This is a genomic window from Candidatus Vicinibacter affinis (genome assembly GCA_016714365.1).
In the GTDB taxonomy this organism is placed as follows: domain Bacteria; phylum Bacteroidota; class Bacteroidia; order Chitinophagales; family Saprospiraceae; genus Vicinibacter; species Vicinibacter affinis.
Map to the genome: position 1 here is coordinate 471,570 of JADJNH010000007.1, position 26,969 is coordinate 498,538.

26 protein-coding genes are annotated in these 26,969 nt (G+C 40.3%); 4 read left to right on the forward strand and 22 right to left on the reverse strand.

Annotated features, from left to right (window positions below):
* Nucleotides 1-5: 5 nt before the first annotated feature.
* From nuoL to IPJ53_16865, 16 genes are all read right to left on the reverse strand, one after another.
* Entirely contained in the window at nt 6-1,883 is a 1,878-nt protein-coding gene (gene nuoL, locus IPJ53_16790; protein MBK7800759.1) for an NADH-quinone oxidoreductase subunit L, read from the reverse strand.
* Between the two features lie 29 nt (nt 1,884-1,912).
* The gene (nuoK, locus tag IPJ53_16795; protein MBK7800760.1) at nt 1,913-2,245 is read right to left on the reverse strand and encodes an NADH-quinone oxidoreductase subunit NuoK; all 333 of its coding nucleotides are present in this window, start codon (nt 2,243-2,245) and stop codon (nt 1,913-1,915) included.
* A 10-nt stretch (nt 2,246-2,255) separates the two neighbouring features.
* Nucleotides 2,256-2,765, reverse strand: coding sequence for an NADH-quinone oxidoreductase subunit J (locus tag IPJ53_16800; protein MBK7800761.1), 510 nt, complete (start codon nt 2,763-2,765; stop codon nt 2,256-2,258).
* Entirely contained in the window at nt 2,762-3,223 is a 462-nt protein-coding gene (nuoI, locus tag IPJ53_16805; GenBank protein ID MBK7800762.1) for an NADH-quinone oxidoreductase subunit NuoI, read from the reverse strand. The genes IPJ53_16800 and nuoI overlap by 4 nt, the downstream gene beginning before the upstream one ends.
* Before the next feature lie 61 nt (nt 3,224-3,284).
* Entirely contained in the window at nt 3,285-4,304 is a 1,020-nt protein-coding gene (nuoH, locus tag IPJ53_16810; GenBank protein ID MBK7800763.1) for an NADH-quinone oxidoreductase subunit NuoH, read from the reverse strand.
* Nucleotides 4,295-5,263 (reverse strand): (2Fe-2S)-binding protein, encoded by a 969-nt coding sequence (locus tag IPJ53_16815; GenBank protein MBK7800764.1) that lies wholly within the window; start codon nt 5,261-5,263, stop codon nt 4,295-4,297. The genes nuoH and IPJ53_16815 overlap by 10 nt, the downstream gene beginning before the upstream one ends.
* Before the next feature lie 124 nt (nt 5,264-5,387).
* On the reverse strand, nt 5,388-6,725 hold the full coding sequence (gene nuoF / locus IPJ53_16820; GenBank protein MBK7800765.1) for an NADH-quinone oxidoreductase subunit NuoF: 1,338 nt from the start codon (nt 6,723-6,725) through the stop codon (nt 5,388-5,390).
* 5 nt (nt 6,726-6,730) lie between these two features.
* Nucleotides 6,731-7,360, reverse strand: coding sequence for a hypothetical protein (locus tag IPJ53_16825; GenBank protein ID MBK7800766.1), 630 nt, complete (start codon nt 7,358-7,360; stop codon nt 6,731-6,733).
* Entirely contained in the window at nt 7,348-8,508 is a 1,161-nt protein-coding gene (locus IPJ53_16830; GenBank protein MBK7800767.1) for an AAA family ATPase, read from the reverse strand. Before IPJ53_16830 ends, IPJ53_16825 begins: the two co-directional genes overlap by 13 nt.
* A 1-nt stretch (nt 8,509) precedes the next feature.
* Nucleotides 8,510-8,998, reverse strand: coding sequence for an NAD(P)H-dependent oxidoreductase subunit E (locus IPJ53_16835; GenBank protein MBK7800768.1), 489 nt, complete (start codon nt 8,996-8,998; stop codon nt 8,510-8,512).
* A gap of 250 nt (nt 8,999-9,248) precedes the next feature.
* Nucleotides 9,249-10,475 (reverse strand): NADH-quinone oxidoreductase subunit D, encoded by a 1,227-nt coding sequence (locus tag IPJ53_16840; protein ID MBK7800769.1) that lies wholly within the window; start codon nt 10,473-10,475, stop codon nt 9,249-9,251.
* Between the two features lie 12 nt (nt 10,476-10,487).
* Nucleotides 10,488-10,994, reverse strand: coding sequence for an NADH-quinone oxidoreductase subunit C (locus IPJ53_16845; GenBank protein ID MBK7800770.1), 507 nt, complete (start codon nt 10,992-10,994; stop codon nt 10,488-10,490).
* Nucleotides 10,994-11,539 (reverse strand): NADH-quinone oxidoreductase subunit B, encoded by a 546-nt coding sequence (locus tag IPJ53_16850; protein ID MBK7800771.1) that lies wholly within the window; start codon nt 11,537-11,539, stop codon nt 10,994-10,996. Before IPJ53_16850 ends, IPJ53_16845 begins: the two co-directional genes overlap by 1 nt.
* A gap of 26 nt (nt 11,540-11,565) precedes the next feature.
* Nucleotides 11,566-11,949: an NADH-quinone oxidoreductase subunit A gene (locus IPJ53_16855; protein MBK7800772.1), complete on the reverse strand. Its 384-nt coding sequence runs from the start codon at nt 11,947-11,949 to the stop codon at nt 11,566-11,568.
* Between the two features lie 196 nt (nt 11,950-12,145).
* A complete protein-coding gene (locus IPJ53_16860) occupies nt 12,146-13,483 on the reverse strand; it encodes a 4Fe-4S binding protein (protein MBK7800773.1) in 1,338 nt (445 codons plus the stop codon).
* Nucleotides 13,480-14,835 carry an NAD(P)/FAD-dependent oxidoreductase gene (locus IPJ53_16865; GenBank protein ID MBK7800774.1) on the reverse strand — a complete coding sequence of 452 codons (1,356 nt, stop codon included), beginning with the start codon at nt 14,833-14,835 and terminating at the stop codon, nt 13,480-13,482. The genes IPJ53_16860 and IPJ53_16865 overlap by 4 nt, the downstream gene beginning before the upstream one ends.
* 344 nt (nt 14,836-15,179) lie before the next feature.
* Between IPJ53_16865 and IPJ53_16870 the strand changes: the two genes are divergently transcribed.
* Nucleotides 15,180-17,192 (forward strand): T9SS type A sorting domain-containing protein, encoded by a 2,013-nt coding sequence (locus IPJ53_16870; GenBank protein ID MBK7800775.1) that lies wholly within the window; start codon nt 15,180-15,182, stop codon nt 17,190-17,192.
* 139 nt (nt 17,193-17,331) lie between these two features.
* Complete coding sequence (locus IPJ53_16875; GenBank protein ID MBK7800776.1) at nt 17,332-18,030, forward strand: T9SS type A sorting domain-containing protein; 699 nt, start codon at nt 17,332-17,334, stop codon at nt 18,028-18,030.
* Nucleotides 18,031-18,082: 52 nt separating this feature from the next.
* Here the strand turns inward: IPJ53_16875 and IPJ53_16880 are convergent, their stop codons facing one another.
* From IPJ53_16880 to IPJ53_16890, 3 genes are all read right to left on the reverse strand, one after another.
* Entirely contained in the window at nt 18,083-18,490 is a 408-nt protein-coding gene (locus tag IPJ53_16880; protein ID MBK7800777.1) for a 6-carboxytetrahydropterin synthase, read from the reverse strand.
* A gap of 97 nt (nt 18,491-18,587) precedes the next feature.
* Nucleotides 18,588-18,842 carry a 30S ribosomal protein S20 gene (locus IPJ53_16885; protein MBK7800778.1) on the reverse strand — a complete coding sequence of 85 codons (255 nt, stop codon included), beginning with the start codon at nt 18,840-18,842 and terminating at the stop codon, nt 18,588-18,590.
* Nucleotides 18,843-18,912: 70 nt separating this feature from the next.
* Complete coding sequence (locus tag IPJ53_16890; GenBank protein ID MBK7800779.1) at nt 18,913-19,347, reverse strand: DUF4293 domain-containing protein; 435 nt, start codon at nt 19,345-19,347, stop codon at nt 18,913-18,915.
* A 132-nt stretch (nt 19,348-19,479) separates the two neighbouring features.
* On the opposite strand from IPJ53_16890, the gene IPJ53_16895 reads away from it, so the two are divergent.
* Both IPJ53_16895 and IPJ53_16900 read left to right on the forward strand, forming a co-directional pair.
* A complete protein-coding gene (locus tag IPJ53_16895; protein ID MBK7800780.1) occupies nt 19,480-19,812 on the forward strand; it encodes a cation transporter in 333 nt (110 codons plus the stop codon).
* Between the two features lie 19 nt (nt 19,813-19,831).
* Nucleotides 19,832-20,998 carry an FAD-binding oxidoreductase gene (locus IPJ53_16900; GenBank protein MBK7800781.1) on the forward strand — a complete coding sequence of 389 codons (1,167 nt, stop codon included), beginning with the start codon at nt 19,832-19,834 and terminating at the stop codon, nt 20,996-20,998.
* Nucleotides 20,999-21,012: 14 nt separating this feature from the next.
* On the opposite strand, the gene IPJ53_16905 is transcribed toward IPJ53_16900, so the two are convergent.
* The 3 genes from IPJ53_16905 to IPJ53_16915 all read right to left on the reverse strand — a co-directional run bounded on the left by IPJ53_16905 (nt 21,013) and on the right by IPJ53_16915 (nt 26,731).
* Entirely contained in the window at nt 21,013-23,922 is a 2,910-nt protein-coding gene (locus tag IPJ53_16905) for an ATP-dependent helicase (protein ID MBK7800782.1), read from the reverse strand.
* Nucleotides 23,923-24,029: 107 nt separating this feature from the next.
* Nucleotides 24,030-26,033, reverse strand: a complete 2,004-nt coding sequence (locus tag IPJ53_16910; GenBank protein MBK7800783.1) for a fumarate reductase/succinate dehydrogenase flavoprotein subunit — start codon at nt 26,031-26,033, stop codon at nt 24,030-24,032.
* A 5-nt stretch (nt 26,034-26,038) separates the two neighbouring features.
* Nucleotides 26,039-26,731, reverse strand: coding sequence for a succinate dehydrogenase cytochrome b subunit (locus IPJ53_16915; GenBank protein ID MBK7800784.1), 693 nt, complete (start codon nt 26,729-26,731; stop codon nt 26,039-26,041).
* Nucleotides 26,732-26,969: the final 238 nt, after the last annotated feature.

A 26,969-nucleotide genomic window follows, 5' to 3' on the forward strand; every position in this document is an offset into this window, starting at 1 on the left:
TAGAATTAAATCATAAACAACAATAAGAAGCAAAGAAGTCCAAGCACCATACTGATGACATACCAACTTATAATTCCGGAGCTCAAAGGCTTAAGTCCAATACTTGCATTTCTGAACACGGTATCAGGAAAACGCACGATGCCATCAATACCAACTTTGTCAAATACATTCTTAAAAAAACTACCCAATGCTTTAAGCGGTGCAACTAATACAAAATCATAAAGCTCATCGAGATAATATTTTTTCTTTAAAATCAACGCTGCACTATTAGGTGCTTTATTGAAAACAGATTTGTCTGAAGTGCCATATCGTTTGGAAGTAATATAAGCAATTACCACCAGCGCCAATACGGTTACGCCCCACAAACAATACTCAAAAAAATGAGAGACATGATGCGCCTCGCTTTTAAGAACCGGACTTAAAAATTCAGTTACATAATGCGTGGGAAAAAGTATTTCCGGAATTCCTGCAAAACCGCCAACTACCGAAAGTAGGGCAAGAACGACCAATGGCAACAACATAATTGCAGGTGATTCATGAATTTTTGATTTTGTCTCCTGATCACCTCGATATTCTCCATGGAAGGTCGCAAAATAAATCCTGAACATGTACCAGGCCGTAAACACAGAAGTAAATGCCAGGATGACAAAATACAATAAACTATGACTGTACACGGCAGCCAAAATTTCGTCCTTAGAAAAGAAGCCCGCTAAAGGTGGACATCCAACCAATGCCAGTGTTCCAACAAGAAATACCAAATGGGTCCACTTCATTGAATTCTTAAGTCCCCCCATATTTGTAATGTCTTGCTCCCCATGCAAGCCGTGAATAACACTGCCCGCACTAAGGAATAATAAGGCCTTGAAAAAAGCATGCGTCATCACGTGAAAAATAGCCGTGCCATACGCCGCACATCCCAGAGCCACCACCATATATCCCAATTGGCTAACAGTAGAATAAGCCAACACTTTCTTAATATCATTTTGCTTTAAAGCGATCGTTGCAGCAATAAATGCCGTTGCCAGTCCGGTTATCGTAATCACGGTTAAAGTAAAAGGTGCAAGATTGAATAGTCCACTCATTCTTGCAACCAGATAAATTCCGGCAGTCACCATCGTGGCTGCATGGATCAAAGCAGAAACGGGAGTAGGACCAGCCATCGCATCAGGTAACCAGGTAAATAACGGAATTTGTGCTGACTTTCCGGTAACACCCACAAAAAGCAATAAGGTGATTAATACAATTGCTGGATCTCCAATAGAAATTGATCCCAAACTTCCAAGAATAGTCTGTATATCGAGCGATTTAAATTTAATTCCCAATAAAAAAATGCCCAGAATAAATCCAAGATCCCCTATCCTGTTCATCACAAAAGCTTTCCTCGCAGCTTTATTGTATTCCGTATTCCCAAACCAAAAACCAATCAATAAAAATGAACAAAGTCCAACACCTTCCCATCCTGCAAACAACATGATGAGGTTTGATCCCATCACCAGCAATAACATGGAGAAGAGAAACAAATTCAGGTAGGCAAAAAATCTGGTGTATCCTTTATCGTGATCCATGTATCCCATGGAATAAACATGAATCAAAGTTCCTACTCCGGTCACTATCATCAGCATCAAAAGGGTAAGCTGATCGACATAAAAACTAAAATCAACAGATGTCTGTCCTCCAATATTAAACCAGGTGTAATATGAAATGCTAACCGGTGCGGTAAATCCAACATACATCAATACGGAGGCAATAAAACTGATCAACGGTCCCAGACATGCGAGACTGCCCGTTAATTTTTTCGGAAGCAAATGTCCAAAAATTCCATTGACCAAAAATCCAATCAGTGGAGGCCAGATGATGAAGTGTATCAGATTGATTGAACTCATTTTTTCTTTTTGAAAATTTGGCGAATAAACTATCCTTTCAGCTTATTGAATAAATCAATATTGGTCGTGTGAAGATTTTTATAAATCATCACTATAATGGCTAATCCAACTGACACTTCTGCCGCCGCAACTGCCATTGTAAAAAACACCATGATCTGACCGGAAGAATTGGAAAAATAGGCGGAAGTTGAAGTCAACATAAGATTCACTGCATTGAGCATGATCTCAATGCACATAAAAACGATGATGACATTTTTCCTTACCATCACACCTATCATTCCCACAACAAATAATATTGTACCCAATAAAAGATAATGCGTTATTGGAATGACGGTAAAGATTTCAGGTACCTGGTTGTTCATAAGTTTGATTTCAATTGGATGAAACAATTCTTTCTTTTCTATTCAACAATACGACTCCCGCCATGGCCACAAAAAATAAAACAGCGCTTAGCTCCATGGGAACCAGGTAGTCTCTATACAATACCATACCCAAATTTTCCACCATACCGATGGAATAATCTGAAACAGTACTCTTAGGTCTTATATTTGATTTCTCCAGGGCAGATATTACAATGAGCATCAGGCATCCTCCTGAAATAACTGCTGCAAACCACGGAAAGTATCCTTTGACTGTTTCAATCTCTTTGTTGAGATTTAAAAACATGATCACAAATAAAAATAATACCATGATCGCACCGGCATAAACAACAATATTCACCAAAGCCAGAAACTGTGCATTCAGTAAAACATAATGTGCGGAAATCAAGAAAAAGGTCAACACCAGAAAAAGTACACTTCTGATCGGATGCTTTGAAACTACCACCATCGTCGCACTGATAATGGTTAAAGCGGACAGGATAAAAAATATTTTGTCAATCATGATTTGCTTTGAAGAAAGGGTTCAACTAATCGATCTTTTCCAAAAATAAAATCTTCTCGCTCATAACTCGCAGGGGCGGTCTTGTCATTCTGCAGAAAAATAGCCGCTTTGGGACAGGCCTCTTCACACAGTCCACAAAAAATACACCTCAGCATATTTATTTCATATACCGAAGCATACTTTTCCTCGCGATACAAATTCTTTTCTTCCGGCTTTCTTTCTGCTGCGGTCATGGTAATTGCTTCCGCAGGACAGGCCAATGCACACAATCCACATGCGGTACATCGCTCAGCTCCTTTTTCATCTCTTTTCAGAATATGAAGACCTCTAAAAACCTCACTCATCGGTCTCTTTTGTTCCGGATATTGAATGGTGGCCTTACGCTTAAAAAGATGACTGATGGTAATAGACATTCCCTTCAGAATTGCAGGGAGATATATTTTTTCCATAAAAGTCATAGGCTTTCTTTCCATGACTTTTATTCTGTTTGTTAACTTGATTACACTCATAAGGATTTTATCATTTTAAAAGCATTATGGCTCCGGTTAAGACGATATTTATTACGGCAAGTGGAATAAGTGCTTTCCACCCCAGATTCATTAATTGATCATATCGGAATCGGGGAAGCGTCCACCTGATCCACATAAAAAGAAAAATGAAAAAGAATATTTTTCCAAATAAAACTGCTACCGAAAGCAAGGTCTTCAATATCCCCGGATCAAAATGAGATTCAAATGGAAAGTGGTATCCACCAAAATACAAAGTAGCCAATATCGCACTGGATATAAACATATTGGTGTATTCAGCAAATAGATAAAAACCGAGCTTCATGGAAGAAAATTCGGTATGATATCCGCCCACCAATTCTGTCTCACATTCTGGTAGATCAAATGGAGCCCTGTTGGTTTCAGCAAAAGCACAAATTATGAAAATTAAAAAACCCAATGGCTGGTACAAAACATTCCAATGCCATCCTGCTTGTTGATCGACAATCGAGCGCAAAGAAAGACTGGACGAGGTCATCACCAACGCAATGATCGACAATCCCATCGCCAGTTCATAACTGATGTTCTGTGAAGCAGCTCTAATGGCTCCTAAAAGCGAAAATTTGTTGTTCGAGGCCCAGCCTCCAATCAAAATTCCATAAACACCCAGTGAAACCACCCCAAAAATATACAATAAGCCCACATTCAAATCTGTGCCCTGTAAGGCATATGTCTGTCCGTCTATAGTTATATCAGGTCCAAATGGAATCACTACACTGGTCATCAAGGCAGTCAACATAAAGAAACCGGGGCCCATCAGAAACAACCATTTGTCTGCTTTTAATGGAATAAACTCTTCCTTGAAAAATAATTTTACCCCATCCGCCAATGGTTGCAAAAGTCCAAAAGGTCCCGCACGATTTGGGCCCAATCTGTCCTGCAGAAAAGCCGCCACTTTGCGCTCTGCATAAGTAGAATACATCGCAATAAAAAGCGACAACCCAAATACAACGGCAATGAAGATCAGTTTAAAAATTACTAGGCTCATTCTGATACAAATTTAGCGTCCACGTTTACAGCGGGTGAAATTACCGGTAATTCATATTTGTTGGCTGAAATTACAGATTTGTCACTCATGTCTCTCGGTCCTTCAATGACCCAATCACTTGCATGTTTATGATCAAACCTACATTCATTGCAAATAAACTCCTCTACCTCTCCAAATTTATCCTTTCTCGCAGTAGTTCTGATGATATCATCTCCCTTCATCCACAAAACTGTCTTGCCGGAACATTTGGTGCAGGAACGATGGGCATTGAATGGTTTAGAAAACCACACCCTCTGTTTGAAGCGGTAAGTCTTATCAGTTAATGCGCCTACCGGACAAACATCGATGATGTTTCCGGAAAAATCCTTGTCTATTGCATTTTGTATATAGGTGCTGATCTCTGATACATCTCCACGGTTAAGCACACCGTGCACCCTGGTGTCTGTCAATTGCTCCGCAGCATAAACACAACGATAACAGAGTATGCATCGAGTCATGTGAAGCTGTACATAAGGTCCAATGTCTATCTTATTGAATTCTCTTCTTCCTTCTTCATACCTGGTTTGTTCCCTTCCATGTTCGTATGAAAGATTTTGTAAATCACACTCTCCTGCCTGATCACATACCGGACAATCAAGTGGATGATTGATCAATAAAAATTCAACAATGCCGTTTCGGGCTTCCATCACTTCCGGGGAGGTCTCATTTTCCACCACCATACCATGCTCCACCTGCGTTAGACAGCTGGCCATGAGCTTAGGCATCGGCCTCGGATTGGCTTCAGAACCCTGTGCCACCTTGACAAGGCAAACCCTGCATTTTCCACCCGTGTTTTTGAGGGGTGTATAATAACACATTGCAGGAGGATAATGCTCTCCTATCATGCGCGCAGCTTGTAATATAGTTGTGCCCTTAGGAACTTCTATACTGCGACCATCTATCGTTACTTTCAATAAATCGCTCATATCTTTAGCTTCTTAGCTTTTTTCTTCTGCCGGCTCCTGCCAACAAAATTTTATAAACTATTACTTATTTCCAAATTGATTGAATCGCCTTTTCCTTTGAATGAGCGATTTCATTTTTTTTTATTTAATGGGCATGCACCAACTCCCGATGCAAATGTTTTTTTACACATGAATCAGGATTGCGCACATGCTCTTCAAATTCTGCCCTGAAGTGTCTGATTGCACTGGCAACAGGCCAGGCAGCAGCTTCTCCAAGCGGACAGATGGTTTTTCCTTCAATCTTCTTCGCAACATCCACGAGTAGATCAATATCGGACATTTTGCCATGGCCGTGTTCGATCCTGTGCAATACTTTTTCCATCCACCCGGTTCCTTCACGACAAGGGCTGCACTGGCCACAGGATTCGTGGTGATAAAAACGAGTAAAATTCCAAAGATTTCTAACGATGCATTGTTGATCGTCAAACACAATAAATCCTCCTGATCCAAGCATGGTACCCGTTACAAATCCTCCATCACTCAGTGATTCATAAGTCATCAATCTCTTTTCGTTATTGGCCGTAGTAAGAATCAATTCTGCAGGCAATATCGGCACCGAACTTCCACCCGCTACCACGGCTTTAAGCGCACGCCCATTGGCTATACCTCCACAATATTCCTCACTGTTAAGAAATTCCTCCACCGAAAGTCCTAATTCAATTTCATATACTCCCGGCTTGCTAATATTCCCACAGGCAGAAATAAGCTTTGTTCCTGTACTTTTTCCAATGCCAATAGCGGCATAGGCGTCTCCACCATTGTTAACGATCCAGGGAACGTCTGCAATGGTTTCAACATTATTCACTACCGTAGGACTTCCGTACAATCCCCAGACCGCCGGAAAAGGTGGCTTGTTGCGTGGATTCCCTCTCTTTCCTTCCAGTGATTCCAATAAGGCTGTTTCCTCACCACATATATAGGCCCCACCCCCTGGTTGCACATGGAGGTCCAAAGAATAGTCAGAGCCCAGAATATTTCTTCCTAAAAATCCGGCTGCATAAGCTTCTGCGATGGCTTTCTCCAGAATGCGAATTACGTACATCATCTCTCCGCGCACATAGATGTAAGAAGTCCTCGCCCCTAAGGCAAAAGAGGATGTAATCATTCCTTCAATCAACAGGTGAGGAATCCTTTCCATCAGGTACCTGTCTTTAAAGGTCCCCGGCTCAGATTCATCGGCATTACAAACCAAATATCTTGGCTTATCAGACTTTTTATCCAAAAAGGACCACTTCATGCCGGTCGGAAAGCCTGCGCCTCCTCTTCCCCTCAGTCCGGACTTCTTGACCTCCTCGACCACGCCATCCGGAGTCATCTCCTTTAAGGCTTTACGGACCGATTCGTAGCCTCCCATCTTGCGATAAACCTCCAGGGTATTGATGCCCGGTACTGCTACATGCTCTAGTAATATTTTCTTTCCCATATCAGTTAACTCGTCATTAAATTTCGATCTAAAAAATGTTTAATATTACTTAAATACCAGTTATTCTCGAAATCGAAATCCCATAATTTACCATCAACATAATTAAGTGTTTTTGATTTACTTTTTTTGGGGTTAAACAAATCATTATATGAATAGACTTTACCTTTGAGCCCAGGTAAATTCAAATTAATTTTATTGGCATTTTGGTGAAAACATTTTAGCATATTTTCCCAACACAGTTCAAAGAAACTAAAGTTTTTTTTAAAACAACTAATTATTGTGTGTTCTAGCTCGCCTTCATCCGAGTTTCTTTCAGTAAATAAGAAAATCTCCCCTTGAATTTCATATTTTTCTAATAGAGCTTTATATTTTTTAAAATTTAATGCTTTGCCCCCATTATGTTCGTAATCAGCATCAAACAATATTAAAGCTTTTCTTTTTCTTCCTCTATCTAACTCTAAAAAGGTCTCAAGTCTGTCCTTTCCATTAACATTTATAATTAAATCCTTCATTTGGTTTGGCTCAAGTTGCAGCCCATATAATTTGTACAATACAAAATTAATAAAACTTTGGTCGGTTTCACCCTCAACATAAATTGCAACTTTACTTAATTGGTCAGCTGTCAATTTCTCCATAAATCTCCACCTCTTAAGTTTATTCCAGAGTCTAAACCACTCTGTATCAAATCTAAAGAATAAGTTGAAGAGATTAACCTACTTTTGCCATCTTGAATAATCTCTTCTAATTCAATTTGTCGAATATGAGATTTCAAATCTTCAAATTCATTAGCAACAATAGCATAACTTTCCAGACATTCTAAACTATGAGTGGTAACAAAAAGTTGAATATTTGTCCGCAAGACTAATTCAAAAATTGATTTCCATAAACCCTTCATTTTGGTAAAATGAATTCCATTATCAATTTCATCAATAAAAAATCTGGTTTCCAATCCATCTTTAGAATCTATATACAATAATTCTAGAACTATCCTGAAATATCGTATAAATCCACTTCCCATTCTAGTGATTGGAAAAAAGTTTTTATTGCCTCTTGTTAAAACCCCAAGGATTGAATTCTCTTCAAACTTGATTAATTCAACTTTCTCAATCCTATTATCAAACAATTGCAAATACTCAATTAACAAATCCCGTTTGTCAATATTAAGATTACTAAATTTATTATCTAATTGTACTTTTAGATAAAACTCATGCAAATCGGGAGAATACTCTGTATTGGGCCAAATGAATGGCCAATAAAGCAAAAAGTCATTGTGCTTTCTCTCCAAATCATCAAGGTAGTAAGGTTGCACTTCTTTAAGGGTGTTGTTTATGTATTGAACAAAATAATACGGTACATCCTTTAATTTGTCATAGTCGAACTTTCGTATTTGACGTGATTCAATTTCTGATAATTCTGATAATTTTTTTGAAAAAATTGTAATATCATCTCGGCTACCATCTTTCAATTTGTAATTAATAATAAGTGGAGCCGCGCTGTTATTAAGAATATATTTTTTAAAATAATCTGGTATTAATAGGTCAGATTTCTTAGAAGTTACTGGCAAATGTGCGTGTATACCTCTTTCGCATAACATTTTATGAATGAAATTTATTGAATACAAAAGGTTATCATTTACCAAAAGTGATTCAAGCAATGTTGTTTTGCCAATATTATTATCCCCAGTAATTAAATTTATTCTACCAATATCCTTTAGAATAAAAGTATCTAACTTCTTATAGTTTTCAATTTTACACTCAGAAATATGTGGCATTAAAATTCCCATATCAGGCTTTAGCTCTTAAATCATCAATGAGTTGATCAATCTTCTCCTTAGTAAGGTGTTCATGGTAGTGATATTCCGGACCTATCTGAAGAACCGGACCGGTGCCACAAGCCGCCAGACATTCCACCGGCTTGATGGTAAACAAACCATCTTTTGTAGTCTCCCCTGAATGAATTCCCAATTTTTCTTCCAGGTATACAATCAATTCCTCGGCGCCTACATTACAGCAAGGTCCCGTCCTGCAAACCTCCAAAACGTATTTCCCCACCGGTTTTACATGAAACATAGTATAGAAGGTAGCCACCTCGTACACTTCAATTGGATGCAGATCCAATACTTTGGCAACCTCATCCATCACGTCCACAGGTAACCACCCGTGGTCCTCCTGCGCCAGATGCAGCACAGGCAGCAGAGCAGACTTGTGCCTTCCCTCCGGATAACGATGCTTAATTTCCTCGATCTCTTTTAATCTTGATTCACTAAAAACCATGATCTGTTTTTTTTATTTCTTTGAAGTCCCTTCAGACTTTATTTTTTACAATCCTACTCCTCCTCATTCGCCATTCCCTCATTAACTAATTCTCTCGTTAGCCGCTTTCGCGCCTGCCTGCCGACGCAGTCAGGCAGGGTTCCTTCACTTATCGTGCTGTCGCACGATACTCTGCTTACAGCAGAGATCGTTCAGTCATCCCTAATTCTCTAATTAACTCATTAGCTAATTAGCTCATTAACTAATTACCTCAAGCATCCAGCTCCCCCGCAATCACATTCAAACTACTCATCACCACAATGGCATCCGACAACATCTGTCCCTTCACCATTTCAGGATAGGCCTGATAATATATGAAGCAAGGCCTTCTGAAATGAAGACGGTACGGAGTCCTTCCGCCGTCACTGATCAGGTAAAATCCCAATTCACCGTTAGCACCTTCCACAGCCTGATATACTTCTCCGACAGGTGCATCAATTTCACCCATGATGATCTTGAAGTGATAGATCAACGCTTCCATATTTTTATATACTTCCTGTTTTGGAGGTAGATAATAATGGTCAGCGTCTGCGTGATACACGCCGGGAGGTTCAGCTTCTATTTTTTTGATGGCTTGTTCAATCAGGCTCAAACTTTGCCAGATCTCTTCGTTCCGAACTACGTATCTGTCGTAGGTATCTCCGGTAGTGCCTACCGGTACGTCAAATTTGAAATCTTCATAAGAACAGTATGGTTCAGCAGTGCGCAGGTCATAGTCGATGCCGCATGCCCTCAGATTAGGACCTGTGAAACCATAATTTAAAGCCCTTTCAACACCCAGGCCACCAGTGCCGATGGTGCGGTCCATAAAAATTCTGTTTCTGGACAACAGATTTTCAAATTCACGCCAAACAGGGGGAAACTCCTGCAAAAACTTTCGGGTCAGTTCAAAAACTTTTGGATTGAAATCACGCTCAAAACCGCCAATACGCCCCATGTTGGTAGTCAGACGGGCACCACAAATTTCCTCGTAGATCTCGTATATTTTTTCTCGGTATTGGTACACATAGGTAAAACCTGTAAGGGCTCCGGTATCCACACCAAGAATACTGTTGCAAATCAGGTGGTCGGCAACTCTCGCCAGTTCCATGACCATAACCCTCATATAATCCACCCGCTTGGGAACTTTCAGGCCCAACAACTTTTCTACAGTCAAATACCAACCGGTATTGTTTATGGGCGCTGAGCAATAATTCAAACGATCTGTCAGCGGGGTAATCTGGTAAAAAGGTCTTCTTTCTGCTATTTTTTCAAATGCCCGGTGAATGTATCCGATGGTTTGTTCTCCACTCACTATTCGTTCCCCGTCCAGCTTAAGCACATTCTGAAAAATTCCGTGCGTTGCCGGATGGGTAGGACCCAGATTCAGGGTGTTGTATGGAATATCCGGAATATCCGGTTGATGAAATTCTGCTGTAAATTCAAGATTGGTCTTCATGTTCTGACTGGTCTATCTGCCAAAATGATAATCTTTTTTATCCTCCCTAAGCGGATCTTCCAACGGAAATTCTTTCCTCAATGGAAAATCAACCATTTCGTCCATATTGAGTATTCTCCTCAAATCAGGATGTCCCAAAAACTGCACTCCATAAAAGTCATAAGTCTCGCGCTCCATCCAGTTGGCAGAGGCATAAATTCCGGTGAGGCTTGGCACTTCCGGTTTGGTGATCGGGACAAAAACTTTTAAACGCATCCGGGTGTTGTGCCTCATACTTTGGATATGGTAAACAACGGCAAGCTCCCTGTCCGCATCATCAGGATAATGCACCCCACAGATGTCTGTGAGAAAGTTAAATTCCAGGGCCGGATCTTTAAACAAAAAATGCACGACCCGGTATAGCTGATTTAAAGGAACCTCGGCTGTAAATATTCCATATTCATCCGGGATCATGGTTAAGACGTCCCCAAGTTGGGTAGTCACATGACTGGAAATCTGTTCGTGGCTAATTCCGCTCATTATTTGATAAAATAGGAGTCCATTAATTTTTTGTATTCCTCAGAATTCCTTCTGCGGATACTTTCCTTTCCGATGAGATCCTGAATTCGCATGACGCCTTCAATGATCTGTTCAGGTCTTGGCGGGCAACCTGGCACGTAGACGTCCACAGGTATAATACGATCAATACCCTGGAGTACGGAATAGGTGTCAAATATGCCTCCACTGGACGCACAGGCCCCTACTGCAATAACCCATCGTGGTTCATTCATTTGCTCATAAACCTGACGCAATACAGGTCCCATTTTTTTGGCAATGGTACCCATGACCATAAGCAGATCCGCTTGTCTGGGGGTAAAGCTCAATCTTTCGGAACCAAACCTCGCCAGGTCATAGTGCGAAGCCATGGTCGCCATGAATTCGATCCCACAACAGGAGGTAGCAAACGGAAGCGGCCAAATACTGTTCTTTCTGGCCAATCCCACCACACTGTCAAGTGAGGTGGCAAAAAATCCCTGCCCTTCAATTCCCGGTGGCGCTTCAGCCATTTTTATTTCGGCACTCATGATTTTTTATTTCAAAGGTTTCTGTTCTATTCTCTTTCTTCTTTGGTCTCCCACTTAAGCACCCCCTTAAAAATGACATAGTAAAAACCGGCCATCAAAAGGGTTAAAAACACTAGGATTTCCGCAAATCCAAACCACCCCAGTTTTTTAAAATTGACCGCCCATGGGTACAAAAAAATGATCTCCACATCAAACAATACAAACAAGATGGCGGTCATAAAATACTTTACTGAGAAAGGACTCCTGGCATTGCCCACACTGTCCAGACCACACTCAAAGGAATTGTCGTGCCGGACCCCGCTGGATTTAGGACCCAACAGGTGAGTGGCCACCAGAACCACTACCACAAATGCGGCTGCTACTAAAAACTGAAGGAGAATCGGCAGGTAATCAAAAGGCATGTGGTTCATAAGTCAATTGTTTGGCCAGATTTGGCGCAAATATAATCCGAAGACCTTAGAAAAGTGTAGGAAAATGGATAATGTATCCCAACTTTAAAAAAAATATCCTGATGTCTCAAAAGCTCCTCCATATCATCAATAAAAATTGACTGCCTTTTTAAATTTTAAGAAGGTTAAATAAATTGAACTCCTTCGCTCAGTATGGCTATTGACTAAAGTTTCTTCCCTTCTTCCCCCTGTCAAAAATATCAATACTGCCATTCTCCAATCGCAACACTCCCCTTGGACAAACGGCCGAACAAACTCCACAACCCACACAGGAAGCCCGAACAATGTCCTGACCTTTCTGCGCATAAGCTCTTACATCAATGCCCATCTCACAGTAGGTAGAACAATTTCCACAGGAAATGCACTGACCGCCGTTGGTGGTGATCCTGAATCTGGAAAAAAACTTCTGCTGAATACCCAAAATGGCCGCCATGGGGCATCCAAAACGACACCACACCCTGCTGCCCAGTAAAGGATAAAATCCTACTCCTATCACGCCCGAAAATGCAGACCCAATTAAAAATCCATAAATGGATCTCAAAGAAGCTGTATTGACTCCGGCTATGCTTGATATTCCGGAATAAAAACTGTAAAGAACCCCAGCAGTCATGACTACTGAAAAAACCAGTACAGAATAAATTAAATACCTCTCTACTTTCCAAGCAGCAATCGATTTATCCGACAAATGTCTGAAAGGATCTCCTGCCGTTTCAGCAAGTCCCCCACATCCGCAGACCCAGCTGCAATACCATCTCTTGCCAAAAAAATAAGTGAGGACCGGTGACACCACTACAATCATCAATACTCCCCAAATCAACATCAGCCAACCTATGTTGCCATTCTGCATCATTTCCTGCAAGTGCCAGCCATCAAAAAAATAATAATTCAATGGCCACATGTTTTTAAAATCGTTGTAAGGCATGTTAAGCCTTAGCATAAATTCAGGAATGAGAAAGGCAAAGGCCAGTTGAAAAAAAATAACAGACAAAGTCCTTATCAATTGGTATTTGGAATGTTTGTATTTCCAAATAAATTTTACACCCATAATCAAGATAGCCAGGGTGTACAATACTCCATATACAAACCACTGACTGGCATTTTGCTTCTTTAACAACTGACTCAGTGGATCAAAGAATGCCACCAGGCCGGTATTACTTTTGTCTCCCTGACCCAGATATTCCGGAAACCAATAAAGTAAAATATAAAATCCGGTAAGCACCATTCCTGTAAGCCATCCAAGCCATCCTCTCGAACTTAAAGAATTGAAAAAATTATGGTTATTTTTTATCCCTTCCGGAACGTCACGATATGCCTCATAAGCATACAGTATAATCCCACATGAAATCAAAGTAAGACTGATGACTAAAATAAACAAACCAACAGGAAGCAGATCGTATGTTGCAGCAACAAGCATGAGGAATCCGGAAAATCCAATCACTACTGACCACATTTTGTTTCGCCCTTTTTGCAAAATTTTAATTCCAAAAGTGCTCATGTTTTTTGATTATTTTTATTTAAAAAAAGATTGGCCTCATCCAAACGCCAGCCGGCTGTGGCCTCTATTTTTTTTCCGAATTTTTTACAATAGTTTTCCAGTATTGCTGCACTGCAATCTTCATAAAATTCAGGATCAAAAAATGCCAGCCTGATTTCTTCCAAAACCTTATCCAGAGTTGATTTCCGCAGTATCCATTGTTCGCACACTTCGTGTCTGAACCGAATGCCCATCAGGTTAAATCCAACGACCGTTTGTTGTATTTTTTCATACACGATTCTGATGGATTTTTTCCCATTTTCATGCGCCCAGTAAAAACTTTCCAAATCATCTGTCATCTTTGATGGCACCTGACCATAAACCTGGTACTCTATGTCAAAAAACTTTGCAGAATTAAACCAAATGCCGGGATCATAAATTTTTTGCTCTCCACAAATAGTTTGTGCAACACACTCTCCCATCATGCGTCCGGTGTACCAGACCGCCTCTACATCTCTTCTTCCTCTGCGTGGATTCCGAAGTTGTGCACAATCTCCTATCGCAAATACGTCCGGGATGTTTGTTCGGAGGTATTCATCTACTAAAATTCCGCGGTCAGTTTCTATTTCAGAAGACTCAATAAATTTGATATTGGGACTCACTCCAGCCGTAAGTCCCACGTAATCGCATTTGATTTCTTCCCCCGAATCAAGTGTAACGGAGTGGACTTTTCCTGCTTCGTCTCCATTTATTTCTTTCAACTGACTATTTAATCTAAGATCTATTCCATGCTGCAGAATGTGCCGGCTGATCATCTTAGATTCTTCCTCGGGTAAAATCATGGACCAGAATTGTGGCTCCCTCACAAGAAAGCTCACCGGAATATTCCTGGACTGAAACATTTCGGCCAACTCAATCCCAATCAATCCTCCTCCCACGATGACCGCACGCCGGATCCCGGAAGAACAACGCTCCAGATATTCCAAATCCTGCTTATGATACAAGCCACGCACGCCCGACAAGTCCTGACCAGGCCATCCGTACTTATTAGACTTTGAGCCGGTAGCCAGGATGAGATAATCATAATTCACAGTGGATCCATTATTTAGCTGGATGCACTTTTTATCAAATTGGATACTTTCCGCACGAGCTTGAATCAAATCAATTTTATTTTTTTTCCAAAAACCTCGCTCATAAGGTTGTATGTCTTTCCACCGCATGTGTCCCATGTACACATACATCAGGGCAGTACGACTAAAAAAATATTCAGACTCTTCTGAAATCAGGACTACCTCATGCATTGAATTTTTTCTGATAAACCTCGCTGCGGTAACTCCGGAAATACCGTTTCCGATTATTGCAATCTTCGACATCTTGTAATCGACATAAGGATCAAAAATAACTTTATAATTGAGATAAGCCCATTGATTCTTTTTTCAATTATTTTAAAATTTTAGAAAAGCTTCTCTGTCAAACATTCTCTGATCCCGGAAGTATGTCCTTGATTGCTTGGGTAAAAATCTTTAAATATGTTAAAAACATATTTTATATTAAATTAATTTTTAATTAATTACATATGTTTAATTTATCATATATTATTATGCCTGTTTGAACTTTAGAATTATTCTTCCAAACTGTTAAATTCCTTGCATTTAATTTTAAATCTTTCTATCATTGCAGAGTTTTTCTTAAATTTTTACCTTCAAAACAAATCAATATGAATAGAATTTTTACCGCATTTCTCTTTCTGGTGTTTATATCCATGAATACCAACGTAAATGCTCAGGCTGTCAGAAAGGTCCTGATCGAAGAATGGACTTCGGCAACCTGCCCACCCTGCGCAACCACCAATCCACTTTTTGACCCCCTCCTTGAATCATTTGGTGAAAAAGTAGTGGTACTGAAGTATCAGTCTTACATCCCTGTTACAGGAGATCCGATGTATGCCGCCAATACCACTGAATCTCAGGCAAGACATACTTACTACGGAATCAATTCTGCACCTTCCAGCCGCATAGATGGTAAAACCAACGGAAATGGACATCCGATTCTGTTCGTACAGGACCCTACTCCTATCAACAACCGATTGGCTGTAACCTCACCGATTGAAATGAGCGTAGCGCATTCTCTTACACTCGACAATGGTAAAGACACGCTGGAAATCACGGTTAACATTAAAAATGTAAGTGCTGTTGATTTTACCGGAACTAATTATTTCCTTCAGGTAGCCATTACCGAAAAGGACGTTAGATTTCCAAAACAAGCTGCTACCAATGGTGAAACTGAATTTACCAACGTAATGAGGAAAATGGTACCAAATGCTTCCGGAACAAAATTGGTGGATCCGATTGCGCCGGGTGCAACCAAAACCATCACTTTCAAAGTTGCAAAACCAGCCTACATCTACTCCTTAAATCAATTGGGTGTGGTTGCTTTTGTTCAAAACAATGCCACCTCTGGTGCTGATGCAAAATCTGTGATCCAGGCTGCTGAAAGCTTTGCCGTTGAACCAAAAGGAACTCCTTATTACGATGTGGCCATGACCCTGACCAATGTTAAAAACAGAGTTTCCAATTGCGATGCAACGATTTCTTATGAAATGACCATCGAAAATCTTTCTACCGGTACGGATACCATTAAGTCAATAGATTTCATCCAATTGAATTCAGGTGCTGCCCGTCCTAAAGTGACCTGGAACGGAATACTATTGCCTGGCCAAAAAGTAGTACACACCATCAATAACTTAGCCATTGCATTCGGTGCAGCTACATTCAATATGTATATTGACAAAATCAACAATGGTGCTTTGAAGGATGTGAATGTGATCAACAATTTTAAAGATCAGACTTCTTTCCTGACATTCCCAGCAGGTACCATTGGAACTACACTTTCTCAATCGTTTGAGACAGGTACAGGTACAACTGCGTCTCCAACTACTTATTTTATTGCCAATGGTCTGAGAATTTTCAGAGCCAGCGCTGCTCAGGGGAATAACTTCCCTACTCCATTGGGTGGGTTTGGACAATCCATATGGAACGTATTCTTCGCATTCTCTGACGGTGGAGTAGGACCTAATGCCAGTTTGGTGATCGATAAGTTAGACCTTTCAGGTGGTGTAAAAACCCAGATGGAATGGAATTATGCTTATGCAGTAAAAGATGGTGTTGGAAGTACCGATAATATGGAAATCTCAGTTTCTCCTGACTGCGGAGACAGCTGGTCGGTTGTTTACTCCAAATCCGGAGAAGACTTAGCTTCTGTTCCGTCTGTTGACATCGTTAACAGCCACATTCCTGGATTTTGGTTGCCACTTCCTGACCAATGGAAACAGGAAAAATTGGATCTTTCTGCTTTCGACGGTACCCCTGAATTAATGATCAGGTTTAAAGGTACTGCCGGTGGTGGTTGGGGATATTTCCTGGATGACGTAAATGTGAAAAATGCTTCTGGCGTTAACGTTCAGGATCCCGGTATCATTTCTTCCATGAATGTATTTCCTAATCCTGTGAATGACCAGATTAATCTTGAATTGAGAATGGCCGAGTCTGCAAAAGCTGCGATCAGCCTTTATGACATGAACGGCAAACGTGTTGCAGTACTTGGATCTGAGAAAAACCTCAATTCAGGTTTCAATACGCTCTCCTTCCCGGTAAATCTTGAATCAGGCTTATACCAATTGGAAGTGAGAACTGCCAAAGGCATTCAAACTCAGAAAATCACTGTATTCTAAGAAAATACGTTAAATAATTAATAGCCTCCTTGTTCACTCAAGGGGGCTTTTTTATTTCAAAATGTTAAATTCCACGTAAAAAATCTCAAATCGTGATTTTAGCTTTATATTTGCCTGATTAAGGACGTAATTGCCGACTATGAAAAATTTATACTTTGTTGCCTTTCTATTTTGCTTTGGAAGTCTTTATGGACAAGCCAGATTTGAAGCCGAAATGAACCCTTGTAAGCTGCAATATATTGCCGACCCCATGGTTCCGGATCAAAATTGCCACAACAGGCTCTTCAACAGAACTAGAAAAACCCTAAATATTCTCTGGGAAAGAGAAGATCTATTGGTTCCTGCCGGATGGGAAACCTACATTTGTGACAGCGAACAATGTTATTCCAGTTTTGTGACCAAATGCCCGGAAGACAACTACAATAAACTTTTGGTGGATTCCAATATCATACTTGATGTGCACATAGCTGATGGCGGGATGCAGGGAGAAGCCCATGTGGTTCTTTGGGTTTTTGAAAAAGAAGACACCACCAAGAAATTAAAAATTGATTACTTGTTTAACAAAACCTTGAGTACAAAAGGGTTTGTAAGCAATCAGGTCATTAAAATGTACCCAAATCCTGCTTACAACTCTTTCACAATTGATTTCAATACCGGCCTGTCAAGAGTCGAACTATATACCATCTTGGGCAAAAAAGTGACCAGCTATTCTGCCCAGCATTTTAAAAGCTATGACATCAGCTTTTTGGAGGATGGGATGTACATGGTGAAACTGATTGGATCCAACAACCAAACGATCAAAACGCTCAGACTTCAGAAAAGATCTTTGCGCTCTTAGTAGTGCAGCCGCTTTAATTTAGAATTCATAACAAACCCTGGCAGTATCCATGCTAAACAGGGTACTCTACATAGTTTCTGGCAGTCTCGTACAACCTGATCTGCACATCAAGTTCCGGCGCTATTTCTTTTCGCATGATATTATAAATCTCAATGCATATATTTTCTGCAGTAGGTATCTTATCTATAAACTCCGGACAATCCAGATTTAAATTCTTGTGGTCAAAACGTACCTCTACCTTAGTTTCTATAATTTCTTTAAGTTGCTTCAGATGCATGAGTATCCCTGTCTCCTGATTTAACTCTCCCATTATTTTAACCTCAAGGTCATAATTATGCCCATGAAAATTGGAATTACTGCATATCCCAAACACCTCTCTGTTCTTTTCATCATCCCAGGCGGGATTAAAAAGCCGGTGTGCTGCATTGAAATGCCCTTTTCTGAAAATTGCGACCCTCATTTTATAAATTTAAATTTTGACCCAGACCACAATAACAAAAAAAAATCGTGCAAGAAGTTCATTCTTGCACGATTTAATATAAGTTTAAGACTAAATCTTAAGCGATTTTGGCTACATGCCTCATCAAACTGCTTTTGAGGTTGCTTGCTTTGTTTTTGTGCCAGGTGTTCTTCTTCGCAAGTCTATCGATCATGCTCACTACTTTTGGTAGGAACTTTTTAGACTCTGCCGCATCCGTTAACTCTCTGAATTTCAGGATCGCTGTACGCGTAGATTTCTTATAATAACGGTTTGCCATTCTGGTGACCGTGTTCTGGCGGATTCTTTTTAAGGAAGATTTATGGTTTGCCATAAGAATTTTATTTAAAGGAGTGCAAAGATAATCGTCTGTGCTGAATTCTCAATGAATTTATTCAAAATATTTACCTCAATCTGTCCATGGACTTTACTTTTTCGTCGTCCTTCCGAATGGCTCTGCTGGCCAACCAAACAAATAAGACACCGGCAAGCCCAAAATAAATACCGGCATCCATACGCATTTCTTCAAATTTACCTAAACGGTACAGCATATAAAAGCATGAAACCAGCACCAAACCAGTCTGGGTAAGTCCTGCCAAACTGGCCACCAGAATCTGATTGGTCCTGTTCTTAAACATAAATATGGCCACCAAAGCCAAAAATGCAGATGCTACCGCCCCGGAAGTTAAGATTGGACTCTCCAAAGACTGAAGGACGCTGTCTGAAAAAGGACCGGGTCCGGGACTGGCCGTTCTGACCAGAAATATGGAAGGCATCAGGGCAAGGCTAAACAGCACAGCTGACAATAACAACCAGATGGTTTGAATTCGTTGAATCATAGATTTTGAATAAGGGACAAAATTAGCTGAATATCACTTACGTGACTGCCTCAATTAAAATAAATTACTCCCAACTTAAAAAAGCAATTGAACCCAAACCACCATTCAAAGGTTTATTACATAAATCTTCTGATGAAATTTTTAGTACTCGTTTCGTTTTGCTGTTTTCTCAGCCTCTCCCTCATGGCACAGACTTCCTGGGAAAATGCTCGGTTTGAAGTCATGGGTAATTGCAACATGTGCAAGAAAACGATTGAAAAAGCTGCTGCCGTCAAAGGAGTTAAAAAGGCGAAGTGGGATAAAAAAACAAAAATATTGTCCGTTACTTTTGATCCCAAGCAAACAGGACTTGATAAAATCCAACTCCAAATTGCTGCTGCAGGCTACGATACACCGAAGTACAGAGCCAACGATGAGACGTATGAATCCCTCCACAGTTGTTGCCACTACGATCGCAAAAAATAAATCCTAAGCTGATCAATTTATGGATACCAGTTCTTCCTCGTCAAAAACTCCTTCATTTAGTTTTTGGGAACGCGACCATTATTTCAACCATCTCGATATCCTGGTGGTGGGTTGTGGAATTGTAGGTCTCAATGCGGCAATTCACCTCCTTGAAAAAAATCCTGCATTTAAAATTCTGATCATTGACCAAGGTAAACTTCCGCAAGGGGCCAGTACAAAAAATGCTGGATTTGCATGCTTTGGGAGCCCTACCGAACTTTTAGATGATTTGGAACACAGGTCGCCCGAACAGGTTTTTGGTCTATTCGCCCGCAGATACCAGGGTATCAAGGCACTGATTAAACTAACCGCCGGAATTGACATAAATCTGATGGAGGACGGTGGATACGAAGTCTTTGATTCAAACGACACACAAAACTCCATTTCCGAAAAAGACCTCAATTACCTGAATGTAGAAATTGCCCGGTATACGGGTCTGCAGGATTACTTTAGCTTCAGGCCGGACCTGCTTCAAAATTTCGGGCTGGCCAACTTTGATCAGCTCATCTATACTCCACATGAATCCTCCCTGAATCCCATGAAAATGGTTGCAGGGTTAATTAAAATTTTTCTAAACCTGGGTGGTAAGATTTTATTTTCTACTTGCATAACCCATTGGGAAGATTCGGGACATCAGGTCAGTGTAACCCTGGAAGAAAATCTGAAATTCAATTGCAGTAAATTGATTTTTGCAGTAAATGGTTTTGCTCCTCAGTTATTGCCTCAACTGGAAGTTCAATCCGCCAGAAATCAGATACTCATGTTGAAACCTGAGATTCCTTTAAAACTCAAGGGTTGCTTTCATTATCATAAAGGATATGTCTATTTCAGAAATGTAGGAGATTCCTTATTGATAGGAGGTGGACGTCATTTGGATACTGCTGGTGAAAATACCCTTGATTGGGATTTTAATACTACGATTACAAATTATCTGATTGATTTTGCAGAGAAACATCTACTCCAGAATGTTGCCTACAAAGTCACAGATCATTGGACCGGAATTCTGGGGCTTGGCCCTGTAAAGAGCCCAATTATTGAAATGATCAGCCCCTCTGTCGCGGTGGCTGTAAGAATGGGGGGAATGGGGGTTGCCATTGGTACTTTGGTAGGACAAGAGGTTGCAGATCTCATCATGGAGAATAATTAGGTGTAATGCATCACTTAAGCCAACAATTCCGGTAGATATTCACCGATCCATTCCGGCATTACATTTTCATCAATCAATGCTTCTGACAGTTGCTTTTTTTCTTCTTGCAAAATCTGAATTTTCTGCTCAATACTGTCCTTGACAATAAATCGCAACACTTGCACAGGTTTATGTCTGCCAATCCTATGGGACCTTGCTATGGCTTGCTTCTCCACAAATGGATTCCACCATGGATCCAGTATAAATATATAATCCGCCGCAGTCAAATTAAGTCCTGTTCCTCCTGCCTTAATGGAGATTAGAAAAATCTTTACCGACTCATCCTCTTGAAAAATTTTGACATTTTTTTCACGCTGTTCCATTTTTGTTTCACCTGTCAGGCTTACAAATGAAATCTTACTTTCCTCCAACCATGCTTCAAATAAATCAAGATGTTTGGTAAAAGAGGAAAATAAAATAATCTTATGCCCACTACCCACAATGGTTAAAATAGAATCGGTCACTTCCTGAAATTTACCAGAAGTGAAATTTTCATCACTATTTACCAGCGTTGGATGATTGGCAATTTGGCGCAATCTGGTGAGCGAACTCAACAACATAAATTTTTGCTGCATGGATTGACCATCTATATTTAATATCAGATTTCTTGCAGCAGATTTTTCTTTCTCATACATCGCCCGTTGATCATCTTCCATGTCACAATAATAAACAGTCTCGGTCAGTTCCGGCAAATCCAAAGCAACTTCCTCTTTTGTCCTTCTTAAAATAAATGGACGGATAATTTCTTTTAATTCATGAATGGAACTTCCATTTCCTGTTGCCTTCATCGGTTTGAGAAATCTCTTCTTGAAGAATTCATAACTACCCAAAATTTTTGGATTGATAAATTCCATTTGCGACCAAAGATCAGACAAACTATTTTCAATAGGAGTGCCGCTTAATGAAATTTTATTTTTTGTGTGCAGTCCAAATAATAATTTAAATGCTTTGGATCCTCGGTTTTTAATCCTCTGACTTTCATCAAGGACTATATAATCAAATTGGATCGATTGCAATAAATTATAATCCCTGATCGCAACTCCATAGCTTGTCAAAATTAAATCGTACTGTGAAAAATGTTTGACACTTTGGAATCGGTCAGTTCCTATATACTCAAGAACTTTCAAGGTTGGACAAAATCTTTTAATTTCATTTTTCCAGTTAAAAACCAATGAAGTAGGTAAAACGATAAGGGCCAAAAAATCTTGATCATCCTCAGCTTCTGAAAAATTATTAAATAAATCTCTCGGCTGCCCCTTTATTTTTTCTGTCCTCTTTATGCTTTTCGATTGCTCACGCGCATAAAACAAAGCAGCCAAAGTCTGAAGCGTCTTACCCAGACCCATGTCATCTGCAAGGCAGGCACCAAGCCCTTGCTCATAGTGCTCCACCAACCATCTGTAGCCATCCATCTGGTATGGACGCAAAGTTGCTTGAAGTCCCGCCGGAAGTGTTTGGATCTTGTTTGATGAAACGTGATTGACAGCAGAAACATCCACCCGCTCTGCTTCTGTTTCACTAAACCGATTGAAATGACTCTTTGGCATGCGAACATAATCATCACCATCTTCTCCATAAACTGCCAAATCATGATAGGTGCTGAACCATTCTTCAGGAATAAGAAAAAACCTTCCATCCTTCATCGGATAAAATCTTTCACCGGAACGAATATTTTTTATAAGAGATGAAAAAGGTATACTTACCTCACCTATCCTGATGACTCCTTTTACATCAAACCAATCTTTTCCTGGCTCAGTGGACAAACCAATGCCTGCTTCCTCCAATACCAATTCCATTTCATCCACTTTCTGAGAAGGGACTTCAATCTCTTCACTGAGTTCTGTTTTATTCCTTATCAACCATTCAAATACAGCATAAGGTCCTCCGTCCATGTAAAACCTTTTGTTCGAATCCAGCTCTAAACCTAAGCCAACCAAAATTTTTGCAAATGCATCCTCCGAATGAGGGATTCGAATTTTTTGCTGGACACTGACCTCCCCTGATTCATCCACGCTAAGTTTGGTCCGCTTGGTTCTCGGGTCCGCATAATTAAAAACAACCGCACCATAATCAAAATACAATTCCATCATCCATACACTCTTTATGAAATCATAAGAGGATTGAATAAATGCTTTTTTTATCTCATGCTCCTGTATTACTTCAAATCCTTCCACCTCCGCATCTACTTTCCCGATAAGCTCTACAATAAATTTTTCAAAATATGTTTTCGTCAAATGTTTTGGAATCTGAATGATCGGTTTTTGGAGAAATGGTAAAAGCTTTAATGCATTTAATTTTTCTAATCGGTATAGATGATTTTTGCTTAAAATCCATCCCGGATCATTCGACAATAATTCTATCGAACAATCCATCGGATTAATATATTTTCCTTCGAAATCCAACTGCAAACTATAATCTAAACCATCCGCTGTTTTTTTGAAAAATAATTTTGGTTCTACCGGCTTAAGATGAGAATGCAATCTTAAATTTTCCACCAGAACTTTTCTTTTAATTTCTTTGCAAAGGATAAAATCAGCCTGAATGAGTTTACGGAAAAATTCTTCCTTTTTCTGATCCAGCCATTTGAAAATATGAATCTTTAATTTTTGATCTGCCAGCAAATCCTTCAAGGTTGTTTTCTTTTTGGACGACTTGGTGAATTTTAATTCAATATTTTCATATTGCAATTCCTGACACAGCGCAATCAATTTTACATGATCTGTTTGATTCAATTCATTGCCAAAAGTGGAGAGGGTGTCCATATTTGCCACACGGTCCATATATCTCAACTTGCCATCTTCATCCTGTTCTACTATAAATGCAGATGGGAACCAGGTGCCCAGCCTTTCATCAAAATGAAGGTTATAAACAATGCAATATTTCATCTCAATACATCCAACAAAAAAGAAAATTGAACTTAGCTTCAGAAATGACAATACAGGCTCCTGAAATGGAGATTATAATCATTTTGAATTAGTATCGTGTATTGCTCTTATTTGTAAGAGCGTGCAGCAATTTTTATTTCTTCGTAAACCAAAGGTTCTTTTATAAGACTTGGTTCAGAATTCAGGTCCGTCCAATGCCAGGCTGCCACGTAGGAATAATTTTCATCATCTCTCAACGCTTCACCTTCTTCAGTCTGATATTCTTCCCGGAAATGCCCTCCGCAAGATTCGTTTCTGTTCAATGCATCTACTACCATCAATTCTCCCAGTTCAAGAAAATCAGCAACGCGCATGGCTTTTTCCAACTCAGGATTAAATTCATGTAATTCACCCGGAACAAATACATCGGACCAAAATTCTTTTCTCAAATCCTGAATCATTTTTCTTGCCTTGGTCAAACCATCTGCATTTCTAGCCATGCCACAATGGTCCCACATGATTTTTCCCAACCTTCTGTGGATGGATTCTACGGATTGATTGCCCTTGATGTCAAGAATCTTCTGTAATTCAGAGCGAATTTTATTTTCAGCTTCTTCAAATTCCGGAGCCGAGGTATTTATTTTTGGTGTCCGAATTTCGTTGGCAAGAAAGCTTCCGATCGTGTATGGCAAAACGAAATAACCGTCCGCCAGTCCCTGCATCAGGGCAGAAGCCCCAAGCCTGTTGGCCCCGTGATCCGAAAAGTTAGCCTCACCCATGGCAAACAATCCTGGTATATTGGTCTGTAGGTTGTAATCTACCCACAGTCCTCCCATGGTATAATGAACCGCAGGATAAATTTTCATGGGGTATACGTACGGGTCTTCTCCGGTAATTTTCTCATACATCTCAAAGAGGTTACCGTATTTTTCAGAAATCACCTCCACTCCGAATTTTCTAATGGTAGCAGCATCAGGATCGTGAACCCCTAATGTGTTTGCTTTAGACTTTCCATATCTTTCTATTGCTGCGCTAAAATCAAGGTAAACTGCCAAACCGGTAGGACTGACCCCATGACCCTTATCACATTCCACCTTTGATGCTCTGGAAGCTACATCCCGCGGAACTAAATTTCCAAATGCCGGATACCGCCTTTCAAGGAAATAATCTCTGTCAGCTTCAGGAATATCTGTTCCTTTCTTCTGACCCTTCTGAATAGCCACAGCATCTTCTTTCTTTGCCGGAACCCAAACTCTACCGTCATTCCTAAGTGACTCTGACATCAATGTAAGCTTGGACTGATAATCACCGGACACAGGTATACAGGTCGGGTGGATCTGGGTAAAACATGGATTTGCCATAAGGGCTCCTCGCTTGGTTGCCTTCCATACAGCGGTAACATTACATCCCATTGCATTGGTGGAAAGATAAAAGACGTTTCCATAACCGCCGGTTCCTAAAACTACCGCATGTGCACCAAATCGTTCCACCTTTCCGGTCAATAGATTCCTGGCTATAATCCCCCTTGCTTTTCCGTCAACCATGACCAAATCAAGCATTTCATGGCGATTGTACATCTTGACATTGCCAAGAGAAATTTGTCTGCTCAACGCTTGATAAGCACCAATTAGTAATTGTTGCCCGGTCTGCCCTCTTGCATAAAACGTACGACTGACCTGAACGCCTCCAAAAGACCTGTTCTCCAACAAGCCTCCATATTCTCTCGCAAATGGAACTCCTTGTGCTACCGATTGGTCAATTATACTGCCACTGACTTCCGCCAGTCGGTAAACATTTGCTTCCCGGGAACGATAATCTCCACCTTTAATGGTATCATAAAATAACCGGTAGACGCTGTCCCCGTCATTGGCGTAATTCTTGGAGGCATTGATTCCACCTTGGGCTGCTATGCTATGCGCCCTCCTGGGACTGTCATGAAAAGTAAAGCATTGCACATGATAACCCAGTTCTCCTAGACTGGCTGCTGCCGAAGCTCCTGCGAGTCCGGTTCCAACTACAATAACGTCCAGCTTGCGCTTGTTGGCCGGTGATACCAATGGCACTTTGGACTTGTATTTAGTCCATTTATCAGCAAGGGCCCCTTCGGGTATATTTGCATTAATTGAAATCATAGGAATCAGGAATTTTGAATGATGTACATATAAATCGGAAGCAAGGCAAAACCAGCAGGTACCACAATGGCATAGACCCATCCAACCGCCTTAATGGCTGGAGTATATTTTTTGTGGTTAAGTCCAAGACTCTGAAAGGCAGACTGAAAGCCATGAATAAGGTGAAAAGAAACCACAATCATGCTGAGGACGTAAAAAATTACATATGGCAATTCAGCAAATGCAATTTTAACCGGTGTATACAAGTCCTTATAGCTGTGCTCTTTACCAGGATAATTTACCATGTCCAGATTACCAAATTTCATCTGGAACCAAAACTGCCACATATGGATGAGCAGAAAGATAAAAATGATGATGCCAAATGCCGCCATGTAACGAGCAAAAGCACTACTGCCTGTATTGGTCGTGACTGCATACCCCTGCCCCTTGGCCTTCCTGTTTCTTACCCAAAGACTAAGTCCTTGAATGGTGTGCAATAAAATGGTCAGATAAAGAAGGTACGATACTAACTTGATCACCGGATTATGGGTCATGAAGTAAGTGTAAGTGTTGAAGGACATCCCTCCATCATCAGACAACAACTGGAGATTACCCAGCAAATGAACAATTAAGAAAATGATGAGAAAGAGTCCGGAAAGACTCATGACCACCTTCTGTCCAATGGACGACTTAAATAAGAAGTTGATTAACCAGTTCATAATGAGGTTTCACTGAAATCGCAAAGGTAAAGGATGGAGACAACCTGTCCAAACAAATATGCAACCCTACCATAACGGATTATATTTCCAAAATAAAACTAAAAAGTCAAAACCAGGTCCTTTTTAAAAGGATCGAAAGCCCGATCTTGTTCAATTAAGATGGGAAAATAGTAGTTGGGCCATCATATCAAGACAATTTTGGAATTTGTATTTATTTAAGAATAAATGCTCCAAGTCA